Here is a 26,625-nt window from a genome sequence, read left to right as displayed (position 1 = left end):
TTGTGTACTTTTCTGTTGAGTGCTTGTAATTCCGTGAATTTAAACACAGACGCACCACCAGCAAGTGCTCAATTCATTAGCAGCGCACAGACAGAAGAAAGAACACCGCCGCCTAGCATATATCACCCAAGAAATACCTCTGACATTTCACCTGCTATGGCGGAAAACTATCGTATTGCCAAAACCTATTTTGAAGACGGCGAATTTCAGAAATCCGTTGACACCTTAACCATGTACGTTCTGCCCTTAACCTCGTCTATTCAGTTTAACGCTTATTTGTTGGCGGCAATCGCCTCGTCAAAGCTGGGTAACGCCACCGACGCCATGGCCTTTATTAATCAAGCAAACCAATTAGTCGCTGCTAACCATCCAAACAATCAAAATGCACTCAAAGAAACCAAAGCGAGCATTTTTGAACATTTTGGGAATTGGCCAAACGTCGTCACTCTGCGGTTAGATCTAACCTACAGCTTGCCCCTTGACGAAGGTGAGGACAACAAAACCAAGCTTTGGTTGGCAATTCAAAACCTCTCACAGAATGAGATAGACGACCTTTTTGAACAAGAACAACCTTTATTGAATGGCTGGTTAACGATCAGTAGCATTTTACGAAATCAATCTTTGTCACTAGAACAGCAGCTGACGGTATTTGAAAATTGGCAATCAGAGAATGCCGATCACCCAGCGGCCATCAAACCACCAGTCGACTTTGCGGTTATGGCGTCTGTGAGACAAATGGCACCCGAAAAAATTGTCTTAATGTTACCTATGAGCGGTAATTTAAAACGCGCGTCTCAGGCCATTGTTGATGGGTTTTTCGTCACCTTTTATAACCAAAAAGAATCACGACCCAGCGTTCACCTTGTTAATGTCGATGACTATAACAACATCGAAGAAGCCCTAGCGGTCGCCAATAATTTTGAACCCGATGTCATTATTGGCCCGTTACAAAAGAATAACGTAGCACAATTGAACAGACTCGATTTGCCTTACCCAGTGATTGCACTTAATCAATTGGATTTTGTACAAAACAAACAAAATCTGTTTCATTTCTCGCTGAATGCGGAAGATGAAATTCGCGAATTAATCACCTTTGCAAAACAAGAAGGGGCGACAAGGGCCGCCATTTTAAACACTAACGAAACATGGGCATTGAGACAAAGCGATGAGTTTCGTTCCACCGCGAATAAAGAAAATATCACGGTCACGTCAAACCAAACTTATGCCAACACCCCTCAAGGTCGACAAGACGCCATTCATTCTTTACTGCTTGTCAACGAGAGCAACGCGCGCAAACGTTTAATCGAACAATGGACTGGCACTAGCGTAGAGAGTATTGCCCGTCCGCGAGAAGACTTAGACTACGTCTTCTATGTAGGTAAGCTCAATGATGCTAAACAAATTCGACCTCTTTTAGACTTTTATTTCGCTGATAAAGTCCCCATGCTTGCTGCCAGCACCTTAAACGATAGCGCGCCTGATCGCACCATAAAACCGGGTGATATTGAACGCATCTTATTTACCGAAGTCCCCGCTTTGGCGCCAAAAAGCACGGTACTAAACCAGCTACCAAAGAATCAAGATTCAAATATCTTACGACGTTTGCAAGCGCTTGGCGCAGACTCGTATCTGTTAGCAAACAAATATTTATTATTCACCTTATTGCCTAGCACAAAAATCTCAGCAAACACGGGCATTATTACGCTGGATGAGAATGGCATCTTTCGCAAACGGCCCATTATTATGACTTACCGAAAAGGAAATTTGGTATATGCAAACAGTCAACAATTCTTTGAGCAAGAGGAAATCACCGAAGAATAACGGTGAAAAAGCCGAGCAGATAGCAGAATACTTTCTACTTAGCCAAGGCCTGCATTTTGTAGAAAGAAATTTTTTCTGCCGAATAGGAGAAATCGACTTAATTTTCATTGATAAAGACAGCATTGTTTTTATCGAAGTTCGCTTTCGTGCCAACAGCGCACATGGCACGGCAGCAGAAAGTCTAGGTAAGTCCAAGCTTAAAAGAGTACGCAACAGCGCCGCTCTTTGGCTACAAAAAAACCATAAAGTGCACCACACGAGTCGTTTCGATGCGATATTATTCGACGGAAAAATAGACGTACACCATTTAACTTGGCTAAAAGCAGTATTTTGATCACTATGGATTTTCAAGAAGCAATTTACACACAATTCGCCCAGAGCTTTGAGGCACAACAACAAGCACTGGAAAGCCTACCACCTTATATTGAGCACGCCGCCAAGGTGATTTTTTCAAGCATTGTGTCAGGCGGTAAAATCATATGTATCGGAAATAGCACAGGCTCCCATTTATCACAATATTTTAGCACCCTAATGCTAGACAGAATGGACAGAGAAAGGCCTGGGCTGCCCGCTATAAACCTAAGTGGTGATGGTTCTGCTTTGCTGGCAATTACCCATAACGACAGCTACCACGATGTCTATTCTAAGCAAATTACGGCACTGGGTAATTCGGGCGATATTCTTTTTGTGGTCGCTAACCGAGGCAACACATCCCCTATCATCCAAGCAATACAGGCCGCTCATGAGCGCAAAATGAGCATTGTTGCACTGACTAGCCCTGAAGCAAAAAATGTTTCTTCCTTGACCTCACAAGATGACACTGAAATTAAAATCAATCTTTTAGGCACAGCGAGAGTACATGAATGCCAACTTACGGTTATTCACATACTGGTTGACTTACTAGAGCGCCAGTTGTTTGGCAGTGATGACTAAAGCACTCGACAGACAAGATAAGAACACTGCCCTCAAGCGTCGTGCAGAGACATGCTTAAGCCATCACCTTGAAGACTAAAAATCATTTAACGACTTTTAGTTGAAAACCTTTCTTTGGTTCAGGTGGCGTTGGGGGCGGCTCGCTTTCAAAGACTTCATCAGGGAAAACAAAGCCATCTCCGTTCTCTTTTGCATATAAAGCTAAGGCCGCTTGAATGGGGACATACACCTGCATGGGTTTACCGCTAAAGCGTGCCTCAAAAGAAATGGCATCTTTGTCCATGATCAAGTGCCGCACTGCCGACATACCTATGTTTAAGACGATCTGGCCATCTTTCACAAACTCGGTTGGTATCACGACGTTTTTTTGCTCCGCATCCACCAGCAAATAAGGCGTCATATCATTATCCGCAACCCAAGCATACGCGGCATTTAATAAGTACGATCGCTTTGGTAACATATTCTCTCCAACTGCACAGATTGATTAAAAATCTGTAAAAACTTTTCTAAAAAATACGTGTAAAAAAGGAGCCGAAGCTCCTTTTTTACACGTACAACAGACTAGGCTAATGATTCTTTAGTCTAGACGCATGTCTTGTTCTGCTTCGGAAAGACTCTCTTGGAAAGACTCTCTAGCAAACACTAGCTCCATATACTTGTGCAATGGCCCTGCTTGCTCTTTGGGTATTTCCACACCTAATATAGGAAGACGCCACAAGATAGGTGCCAAACAACAATCAACGATGGTGAATTCATCGCTCATAAAATATGGCTTCTCTTCAAAAATTGGCGCAACACTAATAAGACCTTCACGCAATTCTTTCTGAGCTTTAGCGACGGCTTCTTTGTCTTTGCTTGATAGGATCAAATCGACAAGATCAGCCCAATCACGCTGAATACGGTACATAAAAAGACGACTTTCAGCTCGTGCAACCGGATAAACTGGAAGCAAAGGCGGATGAGGAAAACGCTCATCTAAATATTCCATCATAGTATTTGGCTCATATAGAACCAAGTCACGATCGACTAAAGCGGGCAATTCATTGTACGGATTAACATCAGCCAATTCGTCCGGCTTGTTAAATGGGTCTACATCTATGATGTCCACTGTGACGGCCTTTTCAGCCAATACAATACGAACTCTGTGACTGTAATGATCCTCTCCATCGGAAAAGAACGTCATTGAGGAGCGCTTTGCAATAACACCCATGTCTAACCCCTATATTGAAAACATCAAAATCTCCTTTTGTGCAAAGGAGACGAACTACAAATTATTATGTACAAAGATTCTAACACGATTTAAGAAGAGTTTTTCTTCGAAAACCCGCTTTATCGCATATAAAAATAATAAACTTTATTTAAAACAAAAAAAACGCCTGGCGAACACACCAAGCGTTTTAAAATAATTCTCAAGCTGAAAATTAACGCTTGGAGAACTGAGGACGACGACGTGCTTTGCGTAGACCCACTTTCTTACGTTCAACTTCACGAGAGTCGCGTGTAACGAATCCAGCAGAACGTAAAGTACGACGTAGAGTCTCATCGTATTGCATCAATGCACGTGTGATACCATGACGGATCGCACCAGCTTGACCAGAGATACCACCACCTTTAACAGTGATGTAAACGTCAAATTTTTCAGTAGCATCAACAAGTTCAAGAGGCTGACGAACAACCATCTGAGCTGTTTCACGACCAAAGTACTGAGAAAGCGTACGGTTGTTGATAACTAGGTTACCAGTACCGGCTTTAAGGAAAACACGAGCGGTAGACGTTTTACGACGACCTGTACCGTAGTATTGAGTAGCTGACATAATGATCTTCCGTATTAAATGTTAAGGGCTTGAGGCTGTTGAGCAGTATGTGGATGCTCAGTACCAGCGTACACTTTCATTTTCTTGTGCATTGCGCGGCCCAAAGGACCTTTTGGCAACATACCTTTTACGGCGATTTCAAGAACGCGCTCAGGAGCGTGATCAATCAACTTCTCGAAATTCATAGAACGCAAGCCGCCTGGATAACCAGTATGGCGGTAGTATTGTTTTGCAGCTGCTTTGTTACCTGTAACGTGAACTTTCTCTGCATTGATAACGACGATGTAATCGCCAGTGTCAACGTGTGGAGTATATTCCGCTTTGTGCTTACCGCGTAGACGGCGAGCGATTTCAGTAGCCAAACGGCCTAGAGTTTTGCCTTCAGCATCGACCACGAACCAGTCGCGACGTACTTCAGCAGGTTTAGCTGTAAAAGTTTTCATCAAAAAACCCTATCAATACACGTGTCCAATGACACGCTATACCTATTATTATTGGTTGACCTAATAAATTATTAGATCAACGTACACTTACCTTCAAAAAGGCGAACGAATTGTACACTATTAAATGCCGATAAAAAAGCCCATTCCATTAAGGGCGGTGCTCTAAAGACAAATATTCTTCAGACTGCATTTCCAACAAACGACTGATCGTTCTATCGTACTCGAAAGTGAGCCTTTTCCCCGTATAAATATCCGTAATGGCCACTTCGGCGGAAAAAATCACTTTAACATGTCGATCATAAAACTCATCAACAAGGTTAATGAAGCGCCTAGCCAAATCGTCTTTTGAAGAATCCATTTGTGGCAAATTGGCAATGATTACCGTCGTATAGATACGCGCTATCTCTATGTAGTCTACTTGACTTCTTGGCCCATCACACAAAGCCTTAATATCAAACCACGCCATGTCTTCACAGCTCCTAACCAGAGGTATATCACGGCCTTCAATCTCCACCGCTCCCCCTTCAATCACATGAGAAGAGTCTGATACTAAACTCATAAAACGCGCATTTAGCTCCAGATCAGCTGACTCACTTAGCGGATAATGGTACAACTTCGCTTGTTTTAACGTTCTCAAGCGGTAATCAACACCACCATCCACATTCATGACTTTGGTATGCTTTTTGACCAACTCTATGGCGGGCAAGAATCGCGCTCTTTGCAAGCCATTTTTATACAAACCGTCTGGTTCAATGTTAGACGTTGCCACTAACGTAGTGCCATTTTCAAACAGCACCTCTAGCAACCCGGCCAAAATCATTGCATCTGTGATGTCGGTGACAAAAAACTCATCAAAACACAACACTTGTGCTTTGTCCGAAATTTGCTTGCCTACGATCTCTAGAGGATTCTTCACGTCGTGAAGCTTGCGCATTTCTTGATGGACCATTTGCATAAACCGATGAAAATGCAGACGCATTTTTCTTTCGGTTGGCAAACAATCATAGAAGGTGTCCATTAAATACGTCTTACCACGCCCAACACCCCCCCAAAAATAAAGACCAGTTACAACACTTGGCTTTTTCTTTTTAAGGAATCTTCCCAATAGGCCAGCCGAGGATGAATTCTGATCGTTCGAGGTTAATCGCTCAAACAAATCTTGCAGCGCTTCCACCGCTTCTTCTTGTGCTGGATCGTAGTTAAAATCGGGTTTTTCCAAGTCTTGCTTATATCGTGATATTGGGGTCATCGTTGCTCTAACTTTCAAATAAATGATTTATACTCATTCTACCAAATTGCAACTTAAACCACACCTATCACACTGTTATCAGTGGCACGCTTTCGCTATAATAAATGAACCGTTTTTTGGAGAGAGTCATGAACTTAGAAGAATTTAACATCATCATATTTGTCACCGGCATCATCATTGGCGGCATCGTCACATTGGTCATTAAAAACATCAGCGCCAAAAACAGTGATAAAAAAGCAAACACACACTCAAACATCATAACGATGAAAACCTTGCAGGAAGAACTTGATAGCAAACAAGCTGTGATTGACAGTTTTTTCACTCAAAGCAGTGAAAAATTATTGGCCGTAGAAAAAAACCTAGCCAGCCTAAGAGATAGCTTGGCAGAAAATGCCGCACAGATAAGTCATGTCGTGATTGAACCAAGCGACAAAAGCCGCACTTTGCAGACGCCTATGGATTTTGAAGAACATTCACCTCCAAAAGATTATGCGTCCAAACAAGATAACGATACAGGCATGCTAAGTGACTCCTTCGGTCTTCATGATAACGAAAGAGACCTTGAGCCGAAACGCACTATCTAAGTCTTTGATGGACATAGTAAAGCGTTAGCCATCGCATAACTGACTGCCTGACGATTATTTTTACTAAATTTGAAACAAAAAATGGGCCTATCAGGCCCATTTTTTTTGCTTTACTGTATTACTTTTTATGCAGGGCTATTATCATCTATAAAAATGGCTTCTAGCCCATGCGCTTCAGATAAGAATTTTGCCATAGCTTTAGCACCAAACCGCTCAGTTGCATGGTGCCCAGCGGCGACAAAATGAATGCCCATTTCACGAGCAATATGAATTGTCTGCTCAGACATTTCACCAGTAATAAAAACATCTGCATTGGCTTGAATAGCTTGTTCTATATATCCTTGAGCGCCCCCAGTACAAAGAGAGACTCGACGTATTTCCTTATCGCTAACACACTCAAAAAGCACACTACGATCAACCGCTTGCTCAATAATCTCTCGAAAACGGTCTGTCGACACAGCGTTAGACAATTCACCAACAACGCCTATTGATTCATGCAAAGCCACACCTGATTGCAATCCTCGTCGATTTATCAAACCAATAGCATCAGCTAAACCCGCGTTATTACCTAAAGTAGGATGGGCATCCAAAGGGAGATGATAACCATAAAGATTGATATCATGTTTAATGAGGGAGGCAATACGTCGGTACTTCATGCCAACAATTTGAGGCGCTTCGTTTTTCCAAAAATACCCGTGATGGACAAAAATCGCATCTGCTTTGTAAGCTATCGCAGCCTCGATAAGTGCCTGAGTGGCAGTGACACCCGTAACAACACGATTAATGGTTTCCCTTCCCTCAACCTGCAAACCATTAGGAGCAAAATCCTTAAAAAGACTGGGAGATAATGTATCGTTGAGCAAACGCTCAAAATCCGCTCTTAACAAAATAACCTCTCAATACAGAAGCCGCGTTCATTCATAGAACACGGCTTAATAACGCGCTTCAATTTGTTGTTTTAAGCTTTGTAAGCTGAATTCGAAATTGGCTCCAGCAATATCATTAGCGAATAAAGCGAGATAAGGGCTCAGCAATCCTGACTTTAATTCACCCTCAATAATCCAACTGACTTTGGTACTAGTGCCATCTGGTACAAGTTCTATTCGATTCTGCACCAGTTCAACAGTGAATTTTGATTGGACATTGAATCGAATAACCGATTCAGTAGACTCTGTTACACTAAGCAGACCTCGCTCATCGGAACCTGTATAAGAAATAGCAACGTAATCCCCCTCTTTCAAGGTATTAGAAAAACGCGCTACTTGACCATTTTCTATGTACATCCATTCGGTAAGAAGGTCACCAGATAGCAGGTTCTCATAGACAATATCCCGTGGAGCATCAATTGAAATACTTCGCTCCACACGATAGCTCGAGGACATAAAGAAACCCACGATGACTAAAAACAAAAACACTAAAGCAAACAGCCTAGTTATTTTCCTCAGCGTTAGCATAGCAGGTGACTGAGTTGTTTTTTTCACTCTCAATCACCCTTTAGCATACGATATTCAGCGGACATAGCATGGGCTTCCAATGACTCTGCTCGCGCAATCGGAGAAGCAATCTTAGCCAATTCACTGGCCCCGACATCAGAGCAATAGATCAATGAACTACGCTTTTGAAAGTCATAAACCCCAAGCGGTGATGAAAAACGAGCGGTACCAGATGTCGGTAAAACGTGATTTGGCCCAGCACAATAATCCCCTAGCGCTTCTGGGGTATGCCTACCCATAAAAATAGCACCTGCATGACGAATTTTTTCCACCCACTTTTCGGGCTCATCCATAGACAATTCTAAGTGCTCTGCAGCAACAAGATTGGCTATATCCATGGCTTCATCCATATCTTTCACATGAATAAAAGCGCCTCGGCCTTCAAGAGAAGCCTTAATGATAGCCTGTCGACTTTGCGTTTCCACTAAGCGCTCCATGGATTCTTTTACGCTATCCAGAAAGGCCAAATCAGGAGAAATCAATATCGATTGAGCATCTTCATCGTGTTCAGCTTGGGAAAAAAGATCCATCGCAATCCAATCGGGATCTGTTTTGCCATCACAGACAACAAGAATTTCTGATGGCCCGGCAATCATATCAATACCCACGATGCCGAAAACCATTTTCTTAGCGGTGGCTACGTAAATATTACCAGGGCCGACAATTTTATCGACTTTAGGAACCGTCTGCGTCCCGTACGCTAGGGCTGCAACCGCTTGCGCACCGCCAATTGTAAAGACACGATCCACACCAGCAATAAATGCCGCCGCCAAAACAACATCGTTTACAAACCCATCAGGTGTTGGCACAACCATGATAATTTCACTAACACCTGCGACCTTAGCAGGCATCACATTCATGAGTACCGAGGATGGATAAGCCGCTTTTCCACCTGGCACATACACACCAACACGGTCTAAAGACGTCACTTTTTGCCCTAAAACAGTTCCATTTTCTTCTTGATATTGCCAAGACGGCTGCTTTTGACGCTCATGATACTGATGAACGCGTTTTGCCGCCGCTTCTAAACTGGCTACCAGCTCAGGACTCACTCGCTTTTTAGCCAAAGCAAGCTCTTCTCGGGAAATCTCTAACTCTGAAGAACTCGTCACGTCGCGACGATCAAAACGGTTCGTAAACTCAATAACCGCTTCATCACCTCTTAGACGAACCTGTTCAACAATATCGGCAACGGATTTTTGTATTCCGGCATCGGACACAGAATCCCACGCCAATAGCGTTTCTAAATCAGCATAAAAACCTTCTGCACTGGATGAAAACTGTCGAATAGTAAGATTCAATTATTTACCCTCGTTGCTATCTACTGCTTTTCTCAGCATGTCAATAATAGGTTCAATTTGAGTGTACTTTGTTTTATAAGCGGCTTTATTAACCACTAAACGCGTGCTGATAGGGGCAATCAATTCTCGCGCCTCCAGCCCGTTGGCTTTAAGCGTATTTCCCGTATCCACAATATCAACGATCAAATCCGCCAGCCCCATAATAGGAGCCAGCTCCATGGCACCGTATAGTTTGACGACGTCAGCCTGAATACCCTGCTCAGCAAAATACGCTTTTGCTGTTTTAATGAATTTTGAGGCGACTTTTAAACGTCTATTCGGAAGAGTTTGGCCCACCACACCCGCTGTCATCAAACGACATTTGGCAATTTTCAGGTCAAGCAATTCATACAAGTTCTTCGTTGATGCTTCCATCAAAACATCTTTACCAGCCACACCAAAATCTGCAACGCCATGATCAACATAAGTTGGCACATCGGTCGCTCTTAAAATCACTAATTTAATGTGGTCGTGGTTCGTATCAAAAATCAGTTTGCGACTTTTACTAATGTCTTCGGCTGGCACAATATTGGCTTTTTTCAATAGCGGCAGCGTCTCACCTAAAATACGACCCTTAGACAATGCAATCGTTAATGTATTACTCATATCAATTCAATACCCGTGAAATTTTCGCACCTAAAGAGCCGAATTTCTCTTCAATACACTCATAACCACGGTCGATGTGATAGATACGATCTATTTTTGTATCACCTTCTGCAACAAGGGCAGAAAGCACTAAGCTAGCAGAGGCACGTAAATCGGTAGCCATAACAGGAGCCCCCTTTAGTGATGTACGACCGCGCACGATAGCCGTATTCCCACTCACTTCAATATCGGCTCCCATGCGAAGCATTTCATCAACATGCATAAAACGATTTTCGAAGATATTTTCTATAACACGCGCCACACCGTCAGCCACCGAATTGAGTGCCACAAATTGTGCCTGCATATCCGTCGGAAATGCAGGATATGGCGCCGTACTAATGTTCACAGCTTTGGGTCGACGCCCTTCCATATCCACTTCGATCCAGCTATCACCACAGGTTACTTTTGCACCTGCTTCTTCTAATTTCGACAGAACGGCTTCAAGAGATTTAACGTCGGTATCAATCACTCTGACCTTACCACCGGTAATAGCGGCAGCCACAAGAAAAGTACCCGTCTCAATCCGGTCAGGCATAACAGGATAACTGGTACCATGCAACGCCTCAACACCATCAATAACGATAGTATCAGTACCATGGCCCGTGATTTTCGCACCCATGGCAATAAGACATTCTGCTAAGTCTACCACTTCAGGTTCTCGAGCCGCATTTTCTAACACGGTTTGACCTTCGGCCAAAGTAGCCGCCATGAGCAGATTTTCTGTCCCTGTCACTGTCACCTTATCAAAGAAAATTCTGGCACCTTTTAGTCGACCGTCAACACTCGCAACAATATCTCCACCTTCAACAGAAATAATGGCACCCATTGCTTCAAGACCACGTAAATGCAGATCAACGGGGCGACTACCAATGGCACAACCACCGGGAAGCGAAACAACCGCACGACCAAAATGACTAACAAGCGGTCCCAAAACCAAAATAGACGCCCGCATTGTTTTAACCAGTTCATAAGGCGCTTCGCAGTTGTTTAAAGTAGAAACATCAAGCTGCACGCTCATCTTTTCATCTACCACCACACCACACCCCATAGAGCCGAGCAATTCCAGCATGGTTGTAATGTCATGAAGATGGGGAAGATTTTTAATTGTAATTAACTCTTTCGTTAACAAAGTTGCCGCAAGGATGGGCAACGCTGCATTTTTCGCACCTGAAGCACGAACAACGCCATTAAGCCGAGTACCACCGGTAATCAGAAGCTTATCCATATTTATGTCTCTTATAATTGCTTTTATAGCTTGCTTATTTGTTCTGGCGTGTAGGTTTTCATCGTCACCGCATGAATCGCGCCACTGGAGATGGCGTCTTGTAAATGGGAGTAAACCCTCTGCTGTCTCTTAACGGTTGACATACCTTCAAATTCCGTTGAAACCACAATAATTTGAAAATTGCATCCTTCACCTTCCGCTGTCACCTGGCAGTTGGGTATTGAGGATTCTAAAAGTGTTTTTACTTCACCTGCGTTCACAGTCACTCCAAATACATTTTATAATAGGGTTTATTCTACCTTAGTATGACAAACTTCTTAACACTTGATCACAATCAGCAATCGAAAAATACGCTTATGTGACTTTCACTTACTCATTATGAAAATAATAAAACCTGTCTCTAGGGCCGCTCCGGTAAATTGATGATTTTTGCCATCGCATTTCTATGATGATTTGTTCGCCAATGACTGCTGCCATGCCGATATAGCCGCATTCATGTCATTCCTGTTTTGTTGCATCATCACTTCAAATTGCTTGCGAAATGTAAGACCAAAATTGATGTTATTAATCACTACGTTACTTAAGATCCAATTATCCTGTTCACCTTGCTGCATGTAAAAACTAATGTTTAATAGCCCACCTGCTTCCATCTGAAAATCGACATCCACTTTGGTTTCACGACCACGGCCTTGAGGCCCTAAAGGCAGCACATTAATTCGATCAGCGTCTAACTCAAGCAAAGAAGCACCATAAGTTTTTAACAAGGTATCGCGAGTCACAATAGCAAACTGATTGCGTTGATCCTCTGAAGCACGGCGGTAATATTTACCCATAACTTTTTTAGAGAAATCATCAAAATCCACCACTTCATCCAGAATCAAATTGACCCTTTCTTCTAGCAAGCGAGGATTTTCGGCAAGCATTTGCTTATCAGCAACGATATCATCCCGAAACGCTTCCACTATACGCACAACCGTATTTCTTGCCTCTTCAACGTCTTGCGTCTCCTGAGTGTTAGCAAAAACGGTCACACTCACAAAAGTGGTTAATAACAATAAACATTTCATCAAAAATTTAGGCATACGCTACTCCGAATCACCTGAATTAAATAAGAATTGACTAATCAGTGTTTCTAAGACCAAAGCAGACTGTGTGTCGTAAATTTCACTGCCATCTTTCAGCATTTCGTCTTCTGCACCGATAGAAATACCTAGATATTTTTCCCCTAACAAACCACTAGTGAGAACCGCCATAGAACTGTCAATGGGGATATTATCGACATCTGAATTGATATTCATTGAAACCAAGGCCATGTAAAGCTCTTTATCAAGGGTAATAGATTCAACACTGCCTACCGTGACACCAGCAATGGACACCTTAGCTCGACTCGTCAATCCCGCGATATCATCGAATCGTGCAACTATTTGATACGTATCTTTTTTACTGGAAAAGGCTAACCCACTTACCTGGACCGCTAAATACACCAGCGCAACAATCCCAAGAACAATAAAACATCCAACCATTAACTCAGCGCGCTTACTTCTCATCTTAAAAATCTCCAAACATAGCAGCGGTTAAAACAAAATCTAATGCCAGTACAGCCAATGACCCTAACACAACCGTTCGAGTTGTGGCTTTACCTATCCCTTCCGAAGTCGGGGCACATTCGTATCCCTGATATACAGCAATCCAAGTTACCGCCACAGCAAAACACATCGCCTTAATAAGGCCGTTTAAAACATCTGTATCGAAATATACAGACTGCTGCATAGAAGACCAAAAAGCGCCGTCATGAACGCCTAACCATCCAACAGACACAAGCTGCCCACCCAATATACCGGCTGCTGAGAAAATCAAACTCAACAGTGGCAAGCAAATCACGCCTGCGATAAAACGAGGTGCTATCACTCGTCTCAATGGATCAACACCCATCATCTCGTAGCTGGAAAGCTGCTCTGTGGTCTTCATTAAGCCAATTTCTGCTGTTAACGATGACCCAGCACGGCCCGCAAATAATAAAGCGGTTACCACGGGGGATAGCTCTCGCAATAAAGACAGCGCTAATAACTGACCTACCGCCTCCTCCGAACCAAACTTGGCTAAAATACTATAGCCCTGAAGGGACAAAACCATACCAATAAAGGTACCTGAGACAATAACAATAACTAAGGACAAAACACCCACAGAGTATAACTGCTTAACTAGCAAGTTAATGGATTCCCCCCAACGCGTTGGCATCCTAAAAATGCTTTGCATAATGAAAATCCCCGCACGCCCTACGGATTCAAGCCAGTTGAATACCCAAGCGCCTAACGCAACAATGGCTTTCATGCAGACTCTCCCTTTAGCCCCGGCACCGAAACAGATTCATCAGGATAATGAAAAGGCACAGGACCGTCTGGCTCACCATTTAAAAACTGTTTGACTTGAGGATCCAGAGAATGACGTATTTCCTCGGCCGCTCCTTCAGCAACCACTTTCCCACCGGCTAAAATACATACATGATCAGCAATGGATAACGACTCATCTACGTCATGAGAAACAATGACCGACGTAATGTTAGCCGAGTCATTTAACTGCTTAATTAATTTGACGAGCACCCCTTTTGAAATAGGGTCTTGTCCGGTAAATGGTTCATCATACATGACAAGTTGTGGATCAAGCGCAATAGCACGCGCTAAAGCGACGCGTCGAGCCATCCCTCCAGACAATTCAGCCGGCATCAATTTCGATGCGCCACGCAACCCGACACTGTGCAACTTATCGTTTACAATTTGCTGAATAGAAACAGCGTTCAATTTAGTATGCTCTTCTAATGGAAAGGCAACGTTTTCTGCCACTGACATGTCGCTAAATAAAGCCCCACTTTGAAAAAGCATGCCCATTTTTTTGCGCTCTTTGTATAAATCCGTGCGCGATAGCTTGTGTAGATTTTGACCATCAACCAAAATAGTTCCAGAATCAGGATCAAGCTGCGCTGCAATTAAGCGCAGCAAGGTTGTTTTGCCTGTGCCACTTGGCCCCATGATCGCGGTTATTTTACCCTTGGGTATAGTGAGTGATACGTCATCATAGATGAGTCGCTCTCCTCGACTAAAACTGAGTTTACTGACACTGACGTACGCATTTTTCACTGACACACCTTCCATCTGTACCAAATATGTATTAATACTATCATTGCCCATATGCAAATAAAATCACGCTATAACCAAATGCACTATGTTTGTTAGATCAAGTCTTGAATTTAGTGGGCAAACCTCATTAAATGGTGTTTTTAAAACTATAAGGTATTTCCTCTATCATGTTGTTATTCTCTTTGGCTCTTGTTGCGGGCCTAGTGCTACTGATAATGAGTTCAGACAAGTTTATTGAACACTCAGCACTCGTTGCGGAGAAGTTAAATGTAAATCCCATGGTAATTGGCATAACCTTGGTCGCATTTGGCACATCCGCACCTGAGATGGTAGTGTCTGCTATTGCTGCGTTAGATGGGGCTCCAGAGATCGCCGTGGGAAATGTACTTGGCTCCAACATTGCTAATATTGGTCTTGTTTTCGGCATTACTTTACTATTTTCCGCTGTCCCTATCGCGGCAGGCTTATCCAAGAAAGAAGTCCCCCTTGTCATAGCCATTACTCTGTTAACCGGCTTCAGTTTATATGATGGGATGCTTGATAAATGGGATGGTGTAATCCTGCTAGTGGCTTTCGTCGGAATACTAACCATTCTTTTAAAGGGAAATAAAGACCTCAAAAGTGAGTTAGAAGGTGAATTGCCTGAGGATGATGGCGCGCCAGTGATTAAGTCCTTTATTATTGCCATTATTGGTTTAGCGGTTCTGATAGGCAGTTCAAAACTCTTGGTTTGGGGAGCCATAGGCATCGCGACCGCGCTAGGCGTGAGTGAGCTAGTGATAGGTTTGACCATTGTTGCGATCGGCACCAGTCTACCTGAGCTTGCAGCGTCCGTTAGCAGTGTCCTTAAAGGACACCATGATATAGCGATCGGCAATATTATTGGCTCCAATATTTTCAATCTTGCAACGGTTTTGCCACTACCAGCGATTATTGCACCAGGATTGATAGACGCCAATATCATTAGTCGTGATTTCCCTTGGGTTTTAGGTTTGACTCTAGTCCTCGCTCTTTGTGTATTTATTTTTCAGAAAACCTCAAGTAAGCAGATTCCACGCTGGGTGGGTGTACCTCTCATTGCCTCTTATGGTCTCTATTTATTCCTTGTTAGTACAACGACGCTGGCCTAATGACTATTCTCAACACTTTAGTCCGACCGAAAAACCTTGTTATTGCTGTCGCCATCACGGCCCTATTAGGGCTTGTTTTCTATCAAGGGGCAAATACAGCCAACAACTTGGTTGAAGTCGAGACCTTTAACGACGCCCCTGATTACTTTATTACTAAGGTACATGTAAAAACCTTTGACCAGCAAGGGAAACTAACTGAATCCCTCAAAACCGAGCAAACAAGACATTACCAGGCGACGTCTAAAACGCTTCTTGTGGAACCCATAGTAGAGCGGTCAAGTCTTACCGGTAATTGGCTAGCAAAAGCTGAAACAGGTATTATAGAAGACGGTAACAAAGACATTCTTTTGACGGGCAATGCCCATGCTACTAAATGGCACTTACAATCTGAAAAAATAGAAATGCTCTCAGACAGTGTCCATTATCTTGATAGAAACAAGTCCTTAACAAGCTATGGAAACGCCACCCTTATCTCGTCTCAAGGCGAAACCAGTGCCGAGCAAATCGTCACTTACATCAATTCAGAAAACGTCTTTATGACCAAATCTGTTAGAGGAATTTATGAAACAGCTAATTAGCTTAGGAGCAATAGTGGCCTCCCTAATAGCCTCTCCAAATGGCTATACTTTACCAGATGACATGAATCAACCACTTGAAATTCAGGCGGATGAGGCTTCTTTTAACCAAAAAACGGGAGAAGCTATTTACAAAGGAAATGTCTTTGTTAAACAAGGCACGATTGAAATCCAAGCTGAGTACCTAAAAGTAACCAGTAATGCGCAAACTCGCCAATTCAGCAGCCTTGAAGCCACGGGCAACCCCGCTGTATTTAGTCAACAATTAGACTGGAGTGGCAATATAGTGATCAGTAAAGGCAATGCAATCCTTTATTTGACTGACGAGTCAAGACTAGAAATTACCGGTGATGGCTATTTAAGCCGCATGCAAAATGCTATCACAGCCGATTACATTCAGTACAATATTAATAGCGGCACCTTTACGGCTGAGAAAAAAGACTCTGGTCGGGTTATAATGACCTTGCAACCACGATCTGCAGAACAACCTCAAGCAACAAAGGCAGAGAACTAAATGGCATTATTGGAAGCAAAGCATCTCGCAAAAAGCTATAAAAAGCGGCCTGTTGTTAAAGACGTTTCTATTGCTGTAGAGTCTGGGCAAGCGGTTGGCTTACTTGGCCCCAACGGCGCTGGTAAAACAACTTGCTTCTACATGATCGTCGGCATGGTGGCAAATGACGCTGGCGGTATTTTTATCGATGGTCAAGACATTACTAAAGATGCCATGCACACTAGAGCACAAAAAGGCATTGGTTATTTACCACAAGAAGCGTCGATTTTTCGCAAGATGTCAGTGGAAGACAATATCCTAGCCATTCTTGAAACGCGTAAAGAGTTAAGCAAGGCACAGCAAAACGAAAAATTGGAAACCCTTTTGGAAGAGTTTCATATCACTCACATTCGCTCAAACCTTGGCATGGCCTTATCGGGTGGCGAAAGACGCCGAGTAGAAATAGCCCGTGCCCTTGCGATGAACCCAAAATTTATTTTGCTCGATGAGCCCTTTGCTGGCGTTGATCCGATTTCTGTTGGTGATATCAAATTAATCATCAAGCATCTTCAAGAAAGCGGCATCGGCGTACTCATCACCGATCACAACGTAAGAGAAACCCTAGATATTTGTGACAAAGCCTATATTGTTGGCAACGGCTACATCATAGCGTCAGGCGATGCCAATACCGTTATCAATAACGAACAAGTAAAACAGGTCTATTTAGGCGACGACTTCCGCTTGTAAACCCTTATCATTGCTGTAAAAAGGGAGTAGTATGCACAACTCGTTCCAATTCATTCATACTGAAAGAGTTGCTTTATGAAGCAGTCTTTGCAATTAAAACTTGGCCAACAACTGACCATGACCCCTCAACTGCAGCAAGCCATACGCTTACTGCAGCTTTCTACGTTGGACTTGAAACACGAGATCCATGAGTTCCTCGAATCGAATCCACTTTTAGAACTGGATGATGATGAGCAAGCTTACGTGGATATTCCAGCGAGCATAGAATCTAAAAGTGCAGTAGAAAGCCCCGCTGATCACAGTGAAGAAGAGCGGGTGGATTCAGAGTGGACAGAAAGCATTCCAGAGGAGCTGTCCATTGACAGCAATTGGGATGATACCTACCAAAGCTCTGCTACGGCAGGTGACACCAACAACTTCGACAACCAAAACTTCGAAGGTGACAGTGATTTTGAGAGTCGAAATGCTCCTGCAGAAAGCATTCAAGACCACTTAATCTGGCAACTCAATCTGACTCATATGTCAGACAGAGACATTGAGATTGCCTATGCCATTATCGAATGTGTTCAACCCGATGGGTATCTAAGCATTTCTCCTGAAGATATCTGGGAATCGCTGAGCAGTGAATTAGATGACCTAGATATTGAGGAAGTCACTGCAGTACAACATAGACTTCAACGCTTTGACCCCGTTGGTGTTTGCTCTATTGACCTACGTGACTGCCTACTTGTGCAATTAGAGGCTTTTAGAGACCATCCTTTGTATAAGAGCACACACAACATCATCAATCACTACTTACCTTTATTAGGAAGTCGCGACTTCACGCAACTCAGCCGTAAAACACGTCTCAAAGAAGAAGCATTGAAAGACATTATCCTGCTGATTCAACAATTAAATCCCAGACCAGGTTCGGCTATCGATGCCGGCGATACGGATTACGTTATACCGGACGTGACGGTAAGAAAAAAACAAGATGTTTGGCAAGTCGAATTAAACAACGACGCCCTGCCACCCATTAAAATCAATGAAACCTATTCTGCGATGGCAAGCACAGCTGCCACATCAGAAGACGCAACCTACATTAAAACGTCGCTACAAGAAGCCAAATGGTTCATGAAGAGTCTACAAAGCAGAAACGAGACCCTTCTAAAAGTGGCTAGCTGTATCGTGAGTCGACAAATTGATTTTTTTGAGTTAGGCGAAGAAGCCATGAAACCTATGGTACTCCATGATGTCGCAGAAGAAGTCGGCATGCATGAATCCACCATATCCAGAGTAACAACGCAAAAATTCATGCATACCCCTAAAGGTATCTTTGAACTTAAATACTTTTTCTCAAGCCATGTGAATACCGCATCAGGTGGAGAGTGCTCCTCAACGGCAATTCGCGCTATGATTAAAAAGTTGGTTGCTGAAGAGCCCGCGAAAAAACCGTTAAGTGATAACAAACTAGCAGCTGTATTGGCTGATCAGGGCATTCAAGTTGCTCGACGCACCGTTGCTAAATACCGTGAGGCGATGAACATCCCTCCTTCCAATGAACGCAAAAGACTGATCTAAACGGAAACCATTTTATCATGTCCTTGAAATCGCTATTAAAACCAGAACTTGTGCTTGCCAAGCAAGATATTGTCAGTAAAAAGCGCGTATTGGAAAATATTGCGTCGGCTGTGTCTGATCGGATGCATTGTGAAAATGAAGCCGTTTATGAAGCACTGCTAGGTCGAGAAAAGTTAGGGAGCACAGGCATCGGCAATGGCATCGCCATTCCACACTGCCGCCTTGAATCCGCCAACCGCACAGCCATTGTTGTCATGTCTTTGCAGAGCCCTATCGACTTTGACTCTATCGATAAAAGAGCGGTTGACCTTATTTTTGCTCTAATCGTTCCACCTCAAGAATGCGATCAACACCTGTCAACATTGGCTAAGATTGCAGAACTGGCCCAATCACCAGAATCTTTAGAAAAGCTCAGAGCCGCACAAACCGATAATGAATTATTTGACATTTTCGATTCGTTGATTTAGGAAACAAGCATGCAGGAAGAAACTTTAACCATTATCAATAAACTTGGTTTACATGCCCGAGCAGCAGGCAAGCTGGTTGAAACAACCATGCGTTATGATTCTGACATCACTATAGAAAAAGAAGGACGCAACGTAGACGGTAAAAGCATTATGGCCATCATGATGCTAGCCGCGGGAAAAGGTACTGAAATTCGCATTAAAGTAAACGGTGAAGACGAGCAAGCGGCCATCCAAGACATTATAGCGCTTATTAACAACCGCTTTGGTGAAAGCGAGTAATCCGTGATGACAGAGCAGAACACGCTTAAACATTTGCAAACAGTCACCGAGTCGCTTGAGACGGGTGCGACCATGCAAATCCGTTATTTACTTAACGGTGCGTTGCCAGCACAAGATGTTGCTCGACTGCTCGAGTCCTCTCCTCCTAAAGAGCGAAAACTTCTTTGGGAGCTTATCGAAGCTGAAAACCAAGGTGAAGTTCTACAGTATCTAACAGAAGATGTCGGCATTCAGTTCATGAAAAACATGGATACCGAGCGTCTCATTGCGGTTTCAGGGCATTTTGAAAGTGATGACCTAGCCGACTTACTGCAACAGCTTCCTGAAAAAATTGTTCGAGAAGTTTTGGCATCCATGTCCAGCCAAGACAGGACAAGAGTCGAAAGGCTACTAAGTTATTCGGAAGACTCAGCCGGCGGTTTGATGAACACGGACACCATCACTATCCGTCCCAACATCACTGTTGACATTGTGTTCCGTTATTTACGTAGGCACAACACGTTACCAGACATGACAGACAGCCTTTTGGTTGTCAGCCGCTCAGACAAACTGTTAGGCACACTGCCTCTTACGACGTTATTAGTGTCTGATTTAAATGCCACCGTTCGTGACATTATGGAGACTGAATACACTGTTATCACCGCTGAAACCCCAGCCAACGATGTTGCACAGTTGTTCGAAAAAATGGATTTGGTATCCGCCCCTGTCATTGATGGGCACAGTAAAAAGCTCCTTGGTCGCATTACCATTGATGATGTCGTCGATGTTATTAGGGATGAAGCAGAACACTCAATGCTGAGCATGGCGGGTCTAGACGATGATGAAGATACCTTTTCTCCCATCATGAAAACCACCAAACGCCGTGCCGTATGGCTGGGCATTAATCTTGTTACCGCATTTATTGCATCCTATGTTATTGGACTTTTTCAAAACACCCTTGACCAAATCGTTGCCCTCGCTATTTTAATGCCTATTGTGGCAAGTATGGGTGGCATAGCAGGATCACAAGTACTCACACTGGTGATACGCGGTATTGCCTTAAATCAAATTGGAGCAACCAACACACGTTGGCTATTAAATCGAGAGCTCATAGTAGGACTTCTCAATGGCCTGCTTTGGTCTGCTGTGATTGCAGTATTGACTGCGTTTTGGTTTGACAACATCAAGATTGCCTATATCATTGCGGGTGCGATTGTTATCAATCTACTTTTTGCCGCTGCGACAGGCACACTTTTACCCATTTTACTAAAAAAACTCGGTATAGACCCCGCTCTTGCAGGCAGTGTTATACTGACGACTGTAACCGATGTGGTTGGATTTGTTTCCTTCCTTGGTCTCGCCACTATCTTTCTTATATAGGTTCCCATGACAGACTTTGATCAATTTGAAAACGAAGAAGAAATCCCTAAGAGCAAAACCCAGATCAAGCGTGAAATGGAAGCCTTACAGGATCTTGGAAAAAAACTACTTAGCTTAAGCAAAAACCAATTAAAAAAAGTGGAAATGTCCGACACTTTGCGAGAAGCCTTTGTCGAAGCAGGTCGTATTAAGCAAAATGAAGCAATGCGCAGACACTTGCAATACATTGGCAAAATAATGCGTACAGAAGACCACGAAGCCATTGCTCATCGTGTCGCACTTTTTGATACCACTTCAGCGGCATACAATAAACTCTTTCATCAATTAGAAATCAAACGTGACGCCTTAATTGGGGAAAACAGCAAAGAAGAGCTATCTCAGTATCTAGACGAAAACCCAGAAATTGAAGACATTCAGTTGTTAAGACAGCTTATTCGTCTGTCTCAAAAAGAAGCATCCCAAGATGCAAAAACCACAAATCGAAAAAAATTGTTCCGTTTTTTGCGAGAAGCGGAAGAAAAAAGACTTGGCTTGAAAGCATAAAACAAAAGTATCACTTTTAGTTTTTCATTAAAAACCCACTCTATTGACGAATGGACACATTCAACAAGGTGGGTTTTTTTCGCAGGTCTCTTAATCTGTTATGAAAAATGAGCGAATTACTTTTCCCTGCCTCCTAGAGTCTACGATGCGAAAAACAAGGCATTTTTTGAGTACAATCGCTTATTGCTTGCTTAGACACAGTAAACACAAAGTAACCTGGCTCATCCCCTAAGCGAGCAAGCGTCTCTCCCCACGGCGAATATAAAGCACTGTGCCCGTATGTTTGCCTCGTCTCATTGTGCCAGCCACACTGATTTACCCCTAGCACAAAGCACTGATTTTCAATGGCTCGTGCACTGAGCAAAGTATGCCAATGAGCCTTGCCTGTAACGTAAGTAAAGGCCGCAGGCACCAGTAAAACCTCAGCACCCAAGGCAACCAACTCCCGGTAAAGCTCTGGAAAACGCAAATCATAACAGATACTCAGACCCACTTTGAAACCATCTACGTCAATGACTTTAACACTCAAATCGCCCGGTTCAATAAAGTCGGACTCTTTATAAGAGGCCGCTTTATCGTCAACGGCGGCATCAAACAAATGAATTTTGTCATAACGCTCTAAGAAAGCACCATCGGGACCAAACACCCAACTCACTTGGCGCACTCGGCCATCTTCGATAACACTCCCACCTTCTCTCACCACAGATGGATGCGAGCCAATAACCAAATAGATACCGCAGTCTTTGGCCATATCAGACATAGCGCGCAATATAATCGATTGATCATCAGACTCTGCTAAAGGACGCATCGCCTTACCGTTAAAAAGAAAAACGTTTTCAGGTAAAACTACTAAGCGCGCTCCTTCGTTAGCTGCCGCCTCAATAAGCGGCTTTGCCATGAGAAGATTATCCTGCCAATCTGATGTGCTGGTTAGCTGAATAGCAGCGACACTAAGTGTATTATTCATGGCTGTTTCCCTATTGGTTGAAAGCGAATGGGGGTCATCACTGGGTTATCAAAAGAACCCTCGACTTTGTATTGTACGCTGGTGACTTTAGAAAGCTGATCACCGATCAACTTGTCTGTTATAAAAAGCAAGCCTGCTAGTTGAGGCGATCCCCACAGTAAACCGGCCAGAGGTAAGGTGCCCGAAATAGGAAATGTAGCAGTTAATTTTTCGTTTAACGTCTCACTCACAATATCCGCTTCGCCCTCAACGACCAATTCCGCAGTGGGCGATATAATAGTGACAGGGGATAAGGTTTTCAAAATACCCTTATCTAAACTTAACGTGCCAGAGAACTTATCGTAAGTAAGACCTGGCTTGTATACGTCTGAAAAGTCCAGCAGTAAACGTCGACTTAATGCGCCAATATTAAAAATACCTAACGCCTTTAAAAACACTGGCAGTTCATCCACTTTATTGAAGTTACCGTTGTTCGCTTGAAAAGCAATTCGTCCCGATACAGACTGGCGATCAAAATAAAACGGATGCCCTAACCAACTTAACCCCACATCAATTTTGTATTGGCTGGACGAAACAAAGGCTTCACTGGAATATTTTTTGGTTAATTCTGCTAAATCATCCCCTTTCGCGGAAATTGATAACTCCACACTAGAATGATCAACACCACCTTGCCAAAATAAGCTTCCCTTAAAATCCCCTGTTTTCAACTGAGAGGTAATTGGGTCAATACGTAAGTTGTTACCCTGCTGAGCAACACGCAGTTGCCAATCCCCGTAGGGTTGCCCGTTCAAATAAAATTGATCAATAGACAAATTCATACTAGGAATCTGCTGTGCCGAAATAGGGGGAGACGTTGGAGACGAATCATCAGAATTAGACGACGTATTCCAGCTCAAAAAACCAAAATCCAGTGAAGGTAAATCCCCTTTTTGAGTCAAGGTAACATTCATTTCATCTGAACTTACCTGAAGTGCCTGACCTGTCTTAGGGCCATAAGACACTTTAAAATTATGCCAACTGTTATCTTCATTGATGACTAGGTTGTCTATGATTAGATCCATTTGACCCAACCAAGAAGGAACACGCAATGAAATGGGAGACGGATTGCTATTATCTGACGCTTGATTTAATACTGGTTGCCAGTCTTCAACATTAACTTCTTCAAGGGACCCTATTACAGACAACCCTTTCGGAATCTGCCCACTAAATCGGACAGACGGTTTTCCTTGAAGCACGACCTCACCGCCAATAAACTCGGCGTTTCGAAGCAAAAACCTTGATTTAACGACGTGATTATAATCGGTATCCACAACCAAATCGCTTTCATGAAGCATTACCTTCAATTTAAAAGGTGTTGTCTCCAGGGATGATTTTCCAATTGGAGCTGGAAAATCAATGAGCGCACCAGATAAATTACTGTCGATTGTGAGATCAAACTGGCCATTTTGCGAACGATTAACCGCAAACTGTCCGGTATAGTTCGCGTCACCAGATAAATTTTTGCCAACTGATTCAGGAAAGTCACGCCACTGAACCACATCGCCGACATTGATGCGACCAGAAAGGTCTCCTATTATGGCTAATTCATTCGCTTCAGTAAAAACAGAGGATAGAGCCAACCGAGAACCGCCCCCTAGGGCTTTAAGGTCAAATTCTGAATCAAAAATCCCTTTGTCTGATTGGTAATTCAATTGTCCCTGCTGAACGCCAACTTCCAGCCCTATGTCTTCCATCAGCAAAACATTATCTTGAAAGCGAAGTGCCAAATTGACTACTGGCTGTTCCGTCTCTATTAAAGGAATGACAATATCAAAACGGCCCTTAAGGACACCTTGCAAAGTCCAGTCTTCAAAAGGCTTAAGCACAGTATCACCCAGTGGCGTGAACCTTAAGACTGGAATAAGTTTGCTGGCTTGCTCGTCCATTTCTCCGCTAATATTCAACCAATCTGCAGAACCCTCTACGATAGGCACTGATATCGCTAATTTTTCAACCACCAGAGTATTTAAACTTGCCGAGTTTACATCAACAAAAACTCCTTCCTTATTAAACTCAACGTGACCTTCAAGATTGGTTGCTTCTGGCCAATTTTCGTCAAACTTAATGTTGGCCTCACTGACCGCCATCTGCATTCTGACGTGCGGCTTAGCCCCTTTACTCAATTCGCTATGAACCAGAATATCCACGCTGTCTGCTGACCCAGAATCAGAAATAGCATTATGAATCCAAGCGCTTAGCCCATCGCCCAACACATTTGGCGGGACATAAGTCAATCTGTCTGCCAAAGAAATACTTTTCCCTTGCAGGTCTAGCCCAATCCAATCGGGTTGCCCATCTCGAACTTCAAGACGAAATCCTCCTTGGATATTCCCCCCATTTCGCTGCACAGCTAAATCGCGTCCACTGACTAAAAAAGTATTGTGTATTTTTTGCCAACTTACATACCCTGATAGACTTTCTGAAAGCCACGCTTTGTCGTAAACAGTATCAAACAATATCTCACTGTTCTCACCACGAAAATCGATATAGCCGTTATCTTCAGACAAGCTGAAGACGGCGTTCACATTGTTGGCTTTAGGAATACCGTTGTAGGATTGAATAGAAGCGGTCTGAAGGTTAGTCACCAGCTGAAAAGACAAATCCTTATCGTCTTTCCACAAACGAACCACCCCATTTTTCGCCATTCCACGAGGATCCAACCCCTTTAGTATACTGGCTGCATTACTGCTTTCGGGCAGAAACAGAAGCGCTAACTGCTGCGTCAGATCAAGGTCGACTTGGTCAAAACGGATATTCGAACGTTCAGTCACGGACGACCAGTCAAAGATCGCATTCGTAGCAGGATATCCTCGCCCATCTTGATCTTTTAAGGACATGTTAGCGAGATCCACTCGAACGCTGGGTTGTTTTTGACTGTAATTCAACTTTAATGCTGTGGTTGCTTCGTATTGCTGACCATTTTTAAAACTTGCTTTGACACTGACCATTTCTGAGCGCACATCAAGCTCTTTCCCAATTAGAGCGTCCAACCAGATGTCTCCACCAAGTTCAAGTGATGCTAGCAGCTGGGAAGAAGGGAACATATCGGCTATGGGTAAAACAACACGAGGAGAAGCAATAGAGGCTTTAACACGATAGCCACCCAACAAGCTCAAGGATTTATTTACTTCAGCATTAATGATGAATGGAGTTGGGTTATCGTCTAAGTAAACCCTTGACTTAAGCAAGGATTGAAACGACTGCTGATAAATATAAACATGATCCACCTTTAAAAGGTGATCACCCAAACGCTCGCTGGCAATATGAACATCGGCATCATAAATAGAAAAATTACGCTGCTCTGAAAGGTAATCTAGAATACGCTCAATACCCACATCATTTTGCACACTTCGCACAGGACGCGCTCCGTACAGGAGCCACTGGCCGTCTTTTTCTTCTAATGAAACGGATGGTCTGACAAACCGAATGTAGGTAAACTGAGGTTTGAGCGTCAAAATAGATTTAATAAGATCTAAACGTACTCTCAGTTCGTTAATGCTGACCGCTGTGTTTAGTTGATCGCTGCTTGACAAAGTGGTGAGTCTAAATCCACTGACAGAAAATGTTGGATCAACCCCTTCAAGCTGCCCGTCAATCTTATCGAGAATAACGTCATAGCCCAATATCTGCTCTAGGTTGCGCTCTATTTGAGGACGGTAATGATCCAAATAAGGTAAGAGCTGGCCTGCCCCCAATACAAACACTGCCACCAGCAGTGAAAGGGTAACTCCCAACCAAAAGCCGATGATAATGAATTTTTTCAGTAGCCAAGCCATATTAAGACC

30 protein-coding genes are annotated in these 26,625 nt (G+C 43.3%); 13 read left to right on the top strand and 17 right to left on the bottom strand.

The window, feature by feature from the left end:
* Positions 1-33 precede the first annotated feature (33 nt).
* The 3 genes from EBI00_RS12295 to EBI00_RS12285 are packed head-to-tail and all read left to right on the top strand — an operon-like array spanning position 34 to position 2,754.
* Positions 34-1,821 carry a penicillin-binding protein activator gene (locus EBI00_RS12295; RefSeq protein ID WP_241557029.1) on the top strand — a complete coding sequence of 596 codons (1,788 nt, stop codon included), beginning with the start codon at positions 34-36 and terminating at the stop codon, positions 1,819-1,821.
* The gene (locus tag EBI00_RS12290; RefSeq protein ID WP_123096231.1) at positions 1,772-2,155 is read left to right on the top strand and encodes a YraN family protein; all 384 of its coding nucleotides are present in this window, start codon (positions 1,772-1,774) and stop codon (positions 2,153-2,155) included. Before EBI00_RS12295 ends, EBI00_RS12290 begins: the two co-directional genes overlap by 50 nt.
* Before the next feature lie 5 nt (positions 2,156-2,160).
* On the top strand, positions 2,161-2,754 hold the full coding sequence (locus tag EBI00_RS12285; RefSeq protein WP_123096290.1) for an SIS domain-containing protein: 594 nt from the start codon (positions 2,161-2,163) through the stop codon (positions 2,752-2,754).
* An 82-nt stretch (positions 2,755-2,836) separates the two neighbouring features.
* Here EBI00_RS12285 and EBI00_RS12280 read toward each other — a convergent pair whose 3' ends face one another.
* From EBI00_RS12280 to zapE, 5 genes are all read right to left on the bottom strand, one after another.
* Positions 2,837-3,214, bottom strand: coding sequence for a ClpXP protease specificity-enhancing factor (locus EBI00_RS12280; RefSeq protein WP_123096230.1), 378 nt, complete (start codon positions 3,212-3,214; stop codon positions 2,837-2,839).
* Between the two features lie 117 nt (positions 3,215-3,331).
* Positions 3,332-3,964, bottom strand: a complete 633-nt coding sequence (locus tag EBI00_RS12275; RefSeq protein ID WP_123096229.1) for a glutathione S-transferase N-terminal domain-containing protein — start codon at positions 3,962-3,964, stop codon at positions 3,332-3,334.
* A 211-nt stretch (positions 3,965-4,175) separates the two neighbouring features.
* Positions 4,176-4,568, bottom strand: a complete 393-nt coding sequence (gene rpsI, locus EBI00_RS12270; RefSeq protein ID WP_114412871.1) for a 30S ribosomal protein S9 — start codon at positions 4,566-4,568, stop codon at positions 4,176-4,178.
* Between the two features lie 14 nt (positions 4,569-4,582).
* Positions 4,583-5,011: a 50S ribosomal protein L13 gene (gene rplM / locus EBI00_RS12265; protein WP_123096228.1), complete on the bottom strand. Its 429-nt coding sequence runs from the start codon at positions 5,009-5,011 to the stop codon at positions 4,583-4,585.
* 148 nt (positions 5,012-5,159) lie between these two features.
* Positions 5,160-6,260: a cell division protein ZapE gene (gene zapE, locus EBI00_RS12260; RefSeq protein ID WP_123096227.1), complete on the bottom strand. Its 1,101-nt coding sequence runs from the start codon at positions 6,258-6,260 to the stop codon at positions 5,160-5,162.
* Positions 6,261-6,388: 128 nt separating this feature from the next.
* Between zapE and EBI00_RS12255 the strand changes: the two genes are divergently transcribed.
* On the top strand, positions 6,389-6,844 hold the full coding sequence (locus EBI00_RS12255; protein WP_123096226.1) for a Z-ring associated ZapG family protein: 456 nt from the start codon (positions 6,389-6,391) through the stop codon (positions 6,842-6,844).
* Positions 6,845-6,969: 125 nt separating this feature from the next.
* On the opposite strand, the gene EBI00_RS12250 is transcribed toward EBI00_RS12255, so the two are convergent.
* From EBI00_RS12250 to EBI00_RS12205, 10 genes are all read right to left on the bottom strand, one after another.
* On the bottom strand, positions 6,970-7,731 hold the full coding sequence (locus EBI00_RS12250) for a Nif3-like dinuclear metal center hexameric protein (protein WP_123096225.1): 762 nt from the start codon (positions 7,729-7,731) through the stop codon (positions 6,970-6,972).
* A 45-nt stretch (positions 7,732-7,776) separates the two neighbouring features.
* Complete coding sequence (locus EBI00_RS12245) at positions 7,777-8,226, bottom strand: SRPBCC family protein (protein WP_241557028.1); 450 nt, start codon at positions 8,224-8,226, stop codon at positions 7,777-7,779.
* Between the two features lie 101 nt (positions 8,227-8,327).
* Entirely contained in the window at positions 8,328-9,638 is a 1,311-nt protein-coding gene (hisD, locus tag EBI00_RS12240; RefSeq protein ID WP_123096224.1) for a histidinol dehydrogenase, read from the bottom strand.
* Positions 9,639-10,283, bottom strand: a complete 645-nt coding sequence (gene hisG / locus EBI00_RS12235; RefSeq protein ID WP_123096223.1) for an ATP phosphoribosyltransferase — start codon at positions 10,281-10,283, stop codon at positions 9,639-9,641.
* Between the two features lies 1 nt (position 10,284).
* Positions 10,285-11,547, bottom strand: a complete 1,263-nt coding sequence (gene murA / locus EBI00_RS12230; protein WP_123096222.1) for a UDP-N-acetylglucosamine 1-carboxyvinyltransferase — start codon at positions 11,545-11,547, stop codon at positions 10,285-10,287.
* 23 nt (positions 11,548-11,570) lie between these two features.
* Positions 11,571-11,807, bottom strand: coding sequence for a BolA family protein (locus tag EBI00_RS12225; protein WP_123096221.1), 237 nt, complete (start codon positions 11,805-11,807; stop codon positions 11,571-11,573).
* A 183-nt stretch (positions 11,808-11,990) separates the two neighbouring features.
* On the bottom strand, positions 11,991-12,629 hold the full coding sequence (locus EBI00_RS12220) for an MlaC/ttg2D family ABC transporter substrate-binding protein (protein ID WP_123096220.1): 639 nt from the start codon (positions 12,627-12,629) through the stop codon (positions 11,991-11,993).
* Positions 12,630-12,632: 3 nt separating this feature from the next.
* Positions 12,633-13,094, bottom strand: a complete 462-nt coding sequence (gene mlaD / locus EBI00_RS12215) for an outer membrane lipid asymmetry maintenance protein MlaD (protein ID WP_123096219.1) — start codon at positions 13,092-13,094, stop codon at positions 12,633-12,635.
* A gap of 1 nt (position 13,095) precedes the next feature.
* Positions 13,096-13,878, bottom strand: a complete 783-nt coding sequence (gene mlaE / locus EBI00_RS12210) for a lipid asymmetry maintenance ABC transporter permease subunit MlaE (protein ID WP_123096218.1) — start codon at positions 13,876-13,878, stop codon at positions 13,096-13,098.
* A complete protein-coding gene (locus tag EBI00_RS12205) occupies positions 13,875-14,687 on the bottom strand; it encodes an ABC transporter ATP-binding protein (protein ID WP_421930367.1) in 813 nt (270 codons plus the stop codon). The genes mlaE and EBI00_RS12205 overlap by 4 nt, the downstream gene beginning before the upstream one ends.
* A 161-nt stretch (positions 14,688-14,848) precedes the next feature.
* On the opposite strand from EBI00_RS12205, the gene EBI00_RS12200 reads away from it, so the two are divergent.
* The 9 genes from EBI00_RS12200 (at position 14,849) to yjgA (ending at position 21,834) form a co-directional block, all read left to right on the top strand.
* Positions 14,849-15,811 (top strand): calcium/sodium antiporter, encoded by a 963-nt coding sequence (locus EBI00_RS12200; protein WP_123096217.1) that lies wholly within the window; start codon positions 14,849-14,851, stop codon positions 15,809-15,811.
* Positions 15,811-16,389 (top strand): LPS export ABC transporter periplasmic protein LptC, encoded by a 579-nt coding sequence (gene lptC / locus EBI00_RS12195; protein ID WP_123096216.1) that lies wholly within the window; start codon positions 15,811-15,813, stop codon positions 16,387-16,389. The genes EBI00_RS12200 and lptC overlap by 1 nt, the downstream gene beginning before the upstream one ends.
* Positions 16,373-16,900: a lipopolysaccharide transport periplasmic protein LptA gene (gene lptA / locus EBI00_RS12190; protein WP_123096215.1), complete on the top strand. Its 528-nt coding sequence runs from the start codon at positions 16,373-16,375 to the stop codon at positions 16,898-16,900. The genes lptC and lptA overlap by 17 nt, the downstream gene beginning before the upstream one ends.
* Positions 16,901-17,626 (top strand): LPS export ABC transporter ATP-binding protein, encoded by a 726-nt coding sequence (gene lptB / locus EBI00_RS12185; RefSeq protein WP_123096214.1) that lies wholly within the window; start codon positions 16,901-16,903, stop codon positions 17,624-17,626. It begins immediately after the preceding gene.
* A 75-nt stretch (positions 17,627-17,701) separates the two neighbouring features.
* On the top strand, positions 17,702-19,186 hold the full coding sequence (locus tag EBI00_RS12180) for an RNA polymerase factor sigma-54 (RefSeq protein WP_123096213.1): 1,485 nt from the start codon (positions 17,702-17,704) through the stop codon (positions 19,184-19,186).
* Positions 19,187-19,203: 17 nt separating this feature from the next.
* Positions 19,204-19,653, top strand: coding sequence for a PTS IIA-like nitrogen regulatory protein PtsN (gene ptsN / locus EBI00_RS12175; RefSeq protein WP_123096212.1), 450 nt, complete (start codon positions 19,204-19,206; stop codon positions 19,651-19,653).
* A gap of 9 nt (positions 19,654-19,662) precedes the next feature.
* On the top strand, positions 19,663-19,932 hold the full coding sequence (locus tag EBI00_RS12170) for an HPr family phosphocarrier protein (protein WP_123096211.1): 270 nt from the start codon (positions 19,663-19,665) through the stop codon (positions 19,930-19,932).
* Positions 19,933-19,938: 6 nt separating this feature from the next.
* Positions 19,939-21,291: a magnesium transporter gene (gene mgtE, locus EBI00_RS12165; protein ID WP_123096210.1), complete on the top strand. Its 1,353-nt coding sequence runs from the start codon at positions 19,939-19,941 to the stop codon at positions 21,289-21,291.
* Positions 21,292-21,297: 6 nt separating this feature from the next.
* Positions 21,298-21,834 (top strand): ribosome biogenesis factor YjgA, encoded by a 537-nt coding sequence (gene yjgA / locus EBI00_RS12160; protein ID WP_123096209.1) that lies wholly within the window; start codon positions 21,298-21,300, stop codon positions 21,832-21,834.
* 133 nt (positions 21,835-21,967) lie between these two features.
* Here yjgA and EBI00_RS12155 read toward each other — a convergent pair whose 3' ends face one another.
* Both EBI00_RS12155 and EBI00_RS12150 read right to left on the bottom strand, forming a co-directional pair.
* Entirely contained in the window at positions 21,968-22,801 is an 834-nt protein-coding gene (locus EBI00_RS12155) for a carbon-nitrogen hydrolase family protein (RefSeq protein WP_123096208.1), read from the bottom strand.
* Positions 22,798-26,616: a YhdP family protein gene (locus EBI00_RS12150; protein ID WP_123096207.1), complete on the bottom strand. Its 3,819-nt coding sequence runs from the start codon at positions 26,614-26,616 to the stop codon at positions 22,798-22,800. Before EBI00_RS12150 ends, EBI00_RS12155 begins: the two co-directional genes overlap by 4 nt.
* Between the last annotated feature and the right edge of the window lie 9 nt (positions 26,617-26,625).

Origin of the sequence: Marinomonas hwangdonensis, assembly GCF_003721245.1 — a bacterium.
GTDB classification, from domain to species: domain Bacteria; phylum Pseudomonadota; class Gammaproteobacteria; order Pseudomonadales; family Marinomonadaceae; genus Marinomonas; species Marinomonas hwangdonensis.
This window is presented reverse-complemented; position numbering and strand designations above follow the sequence as displayed.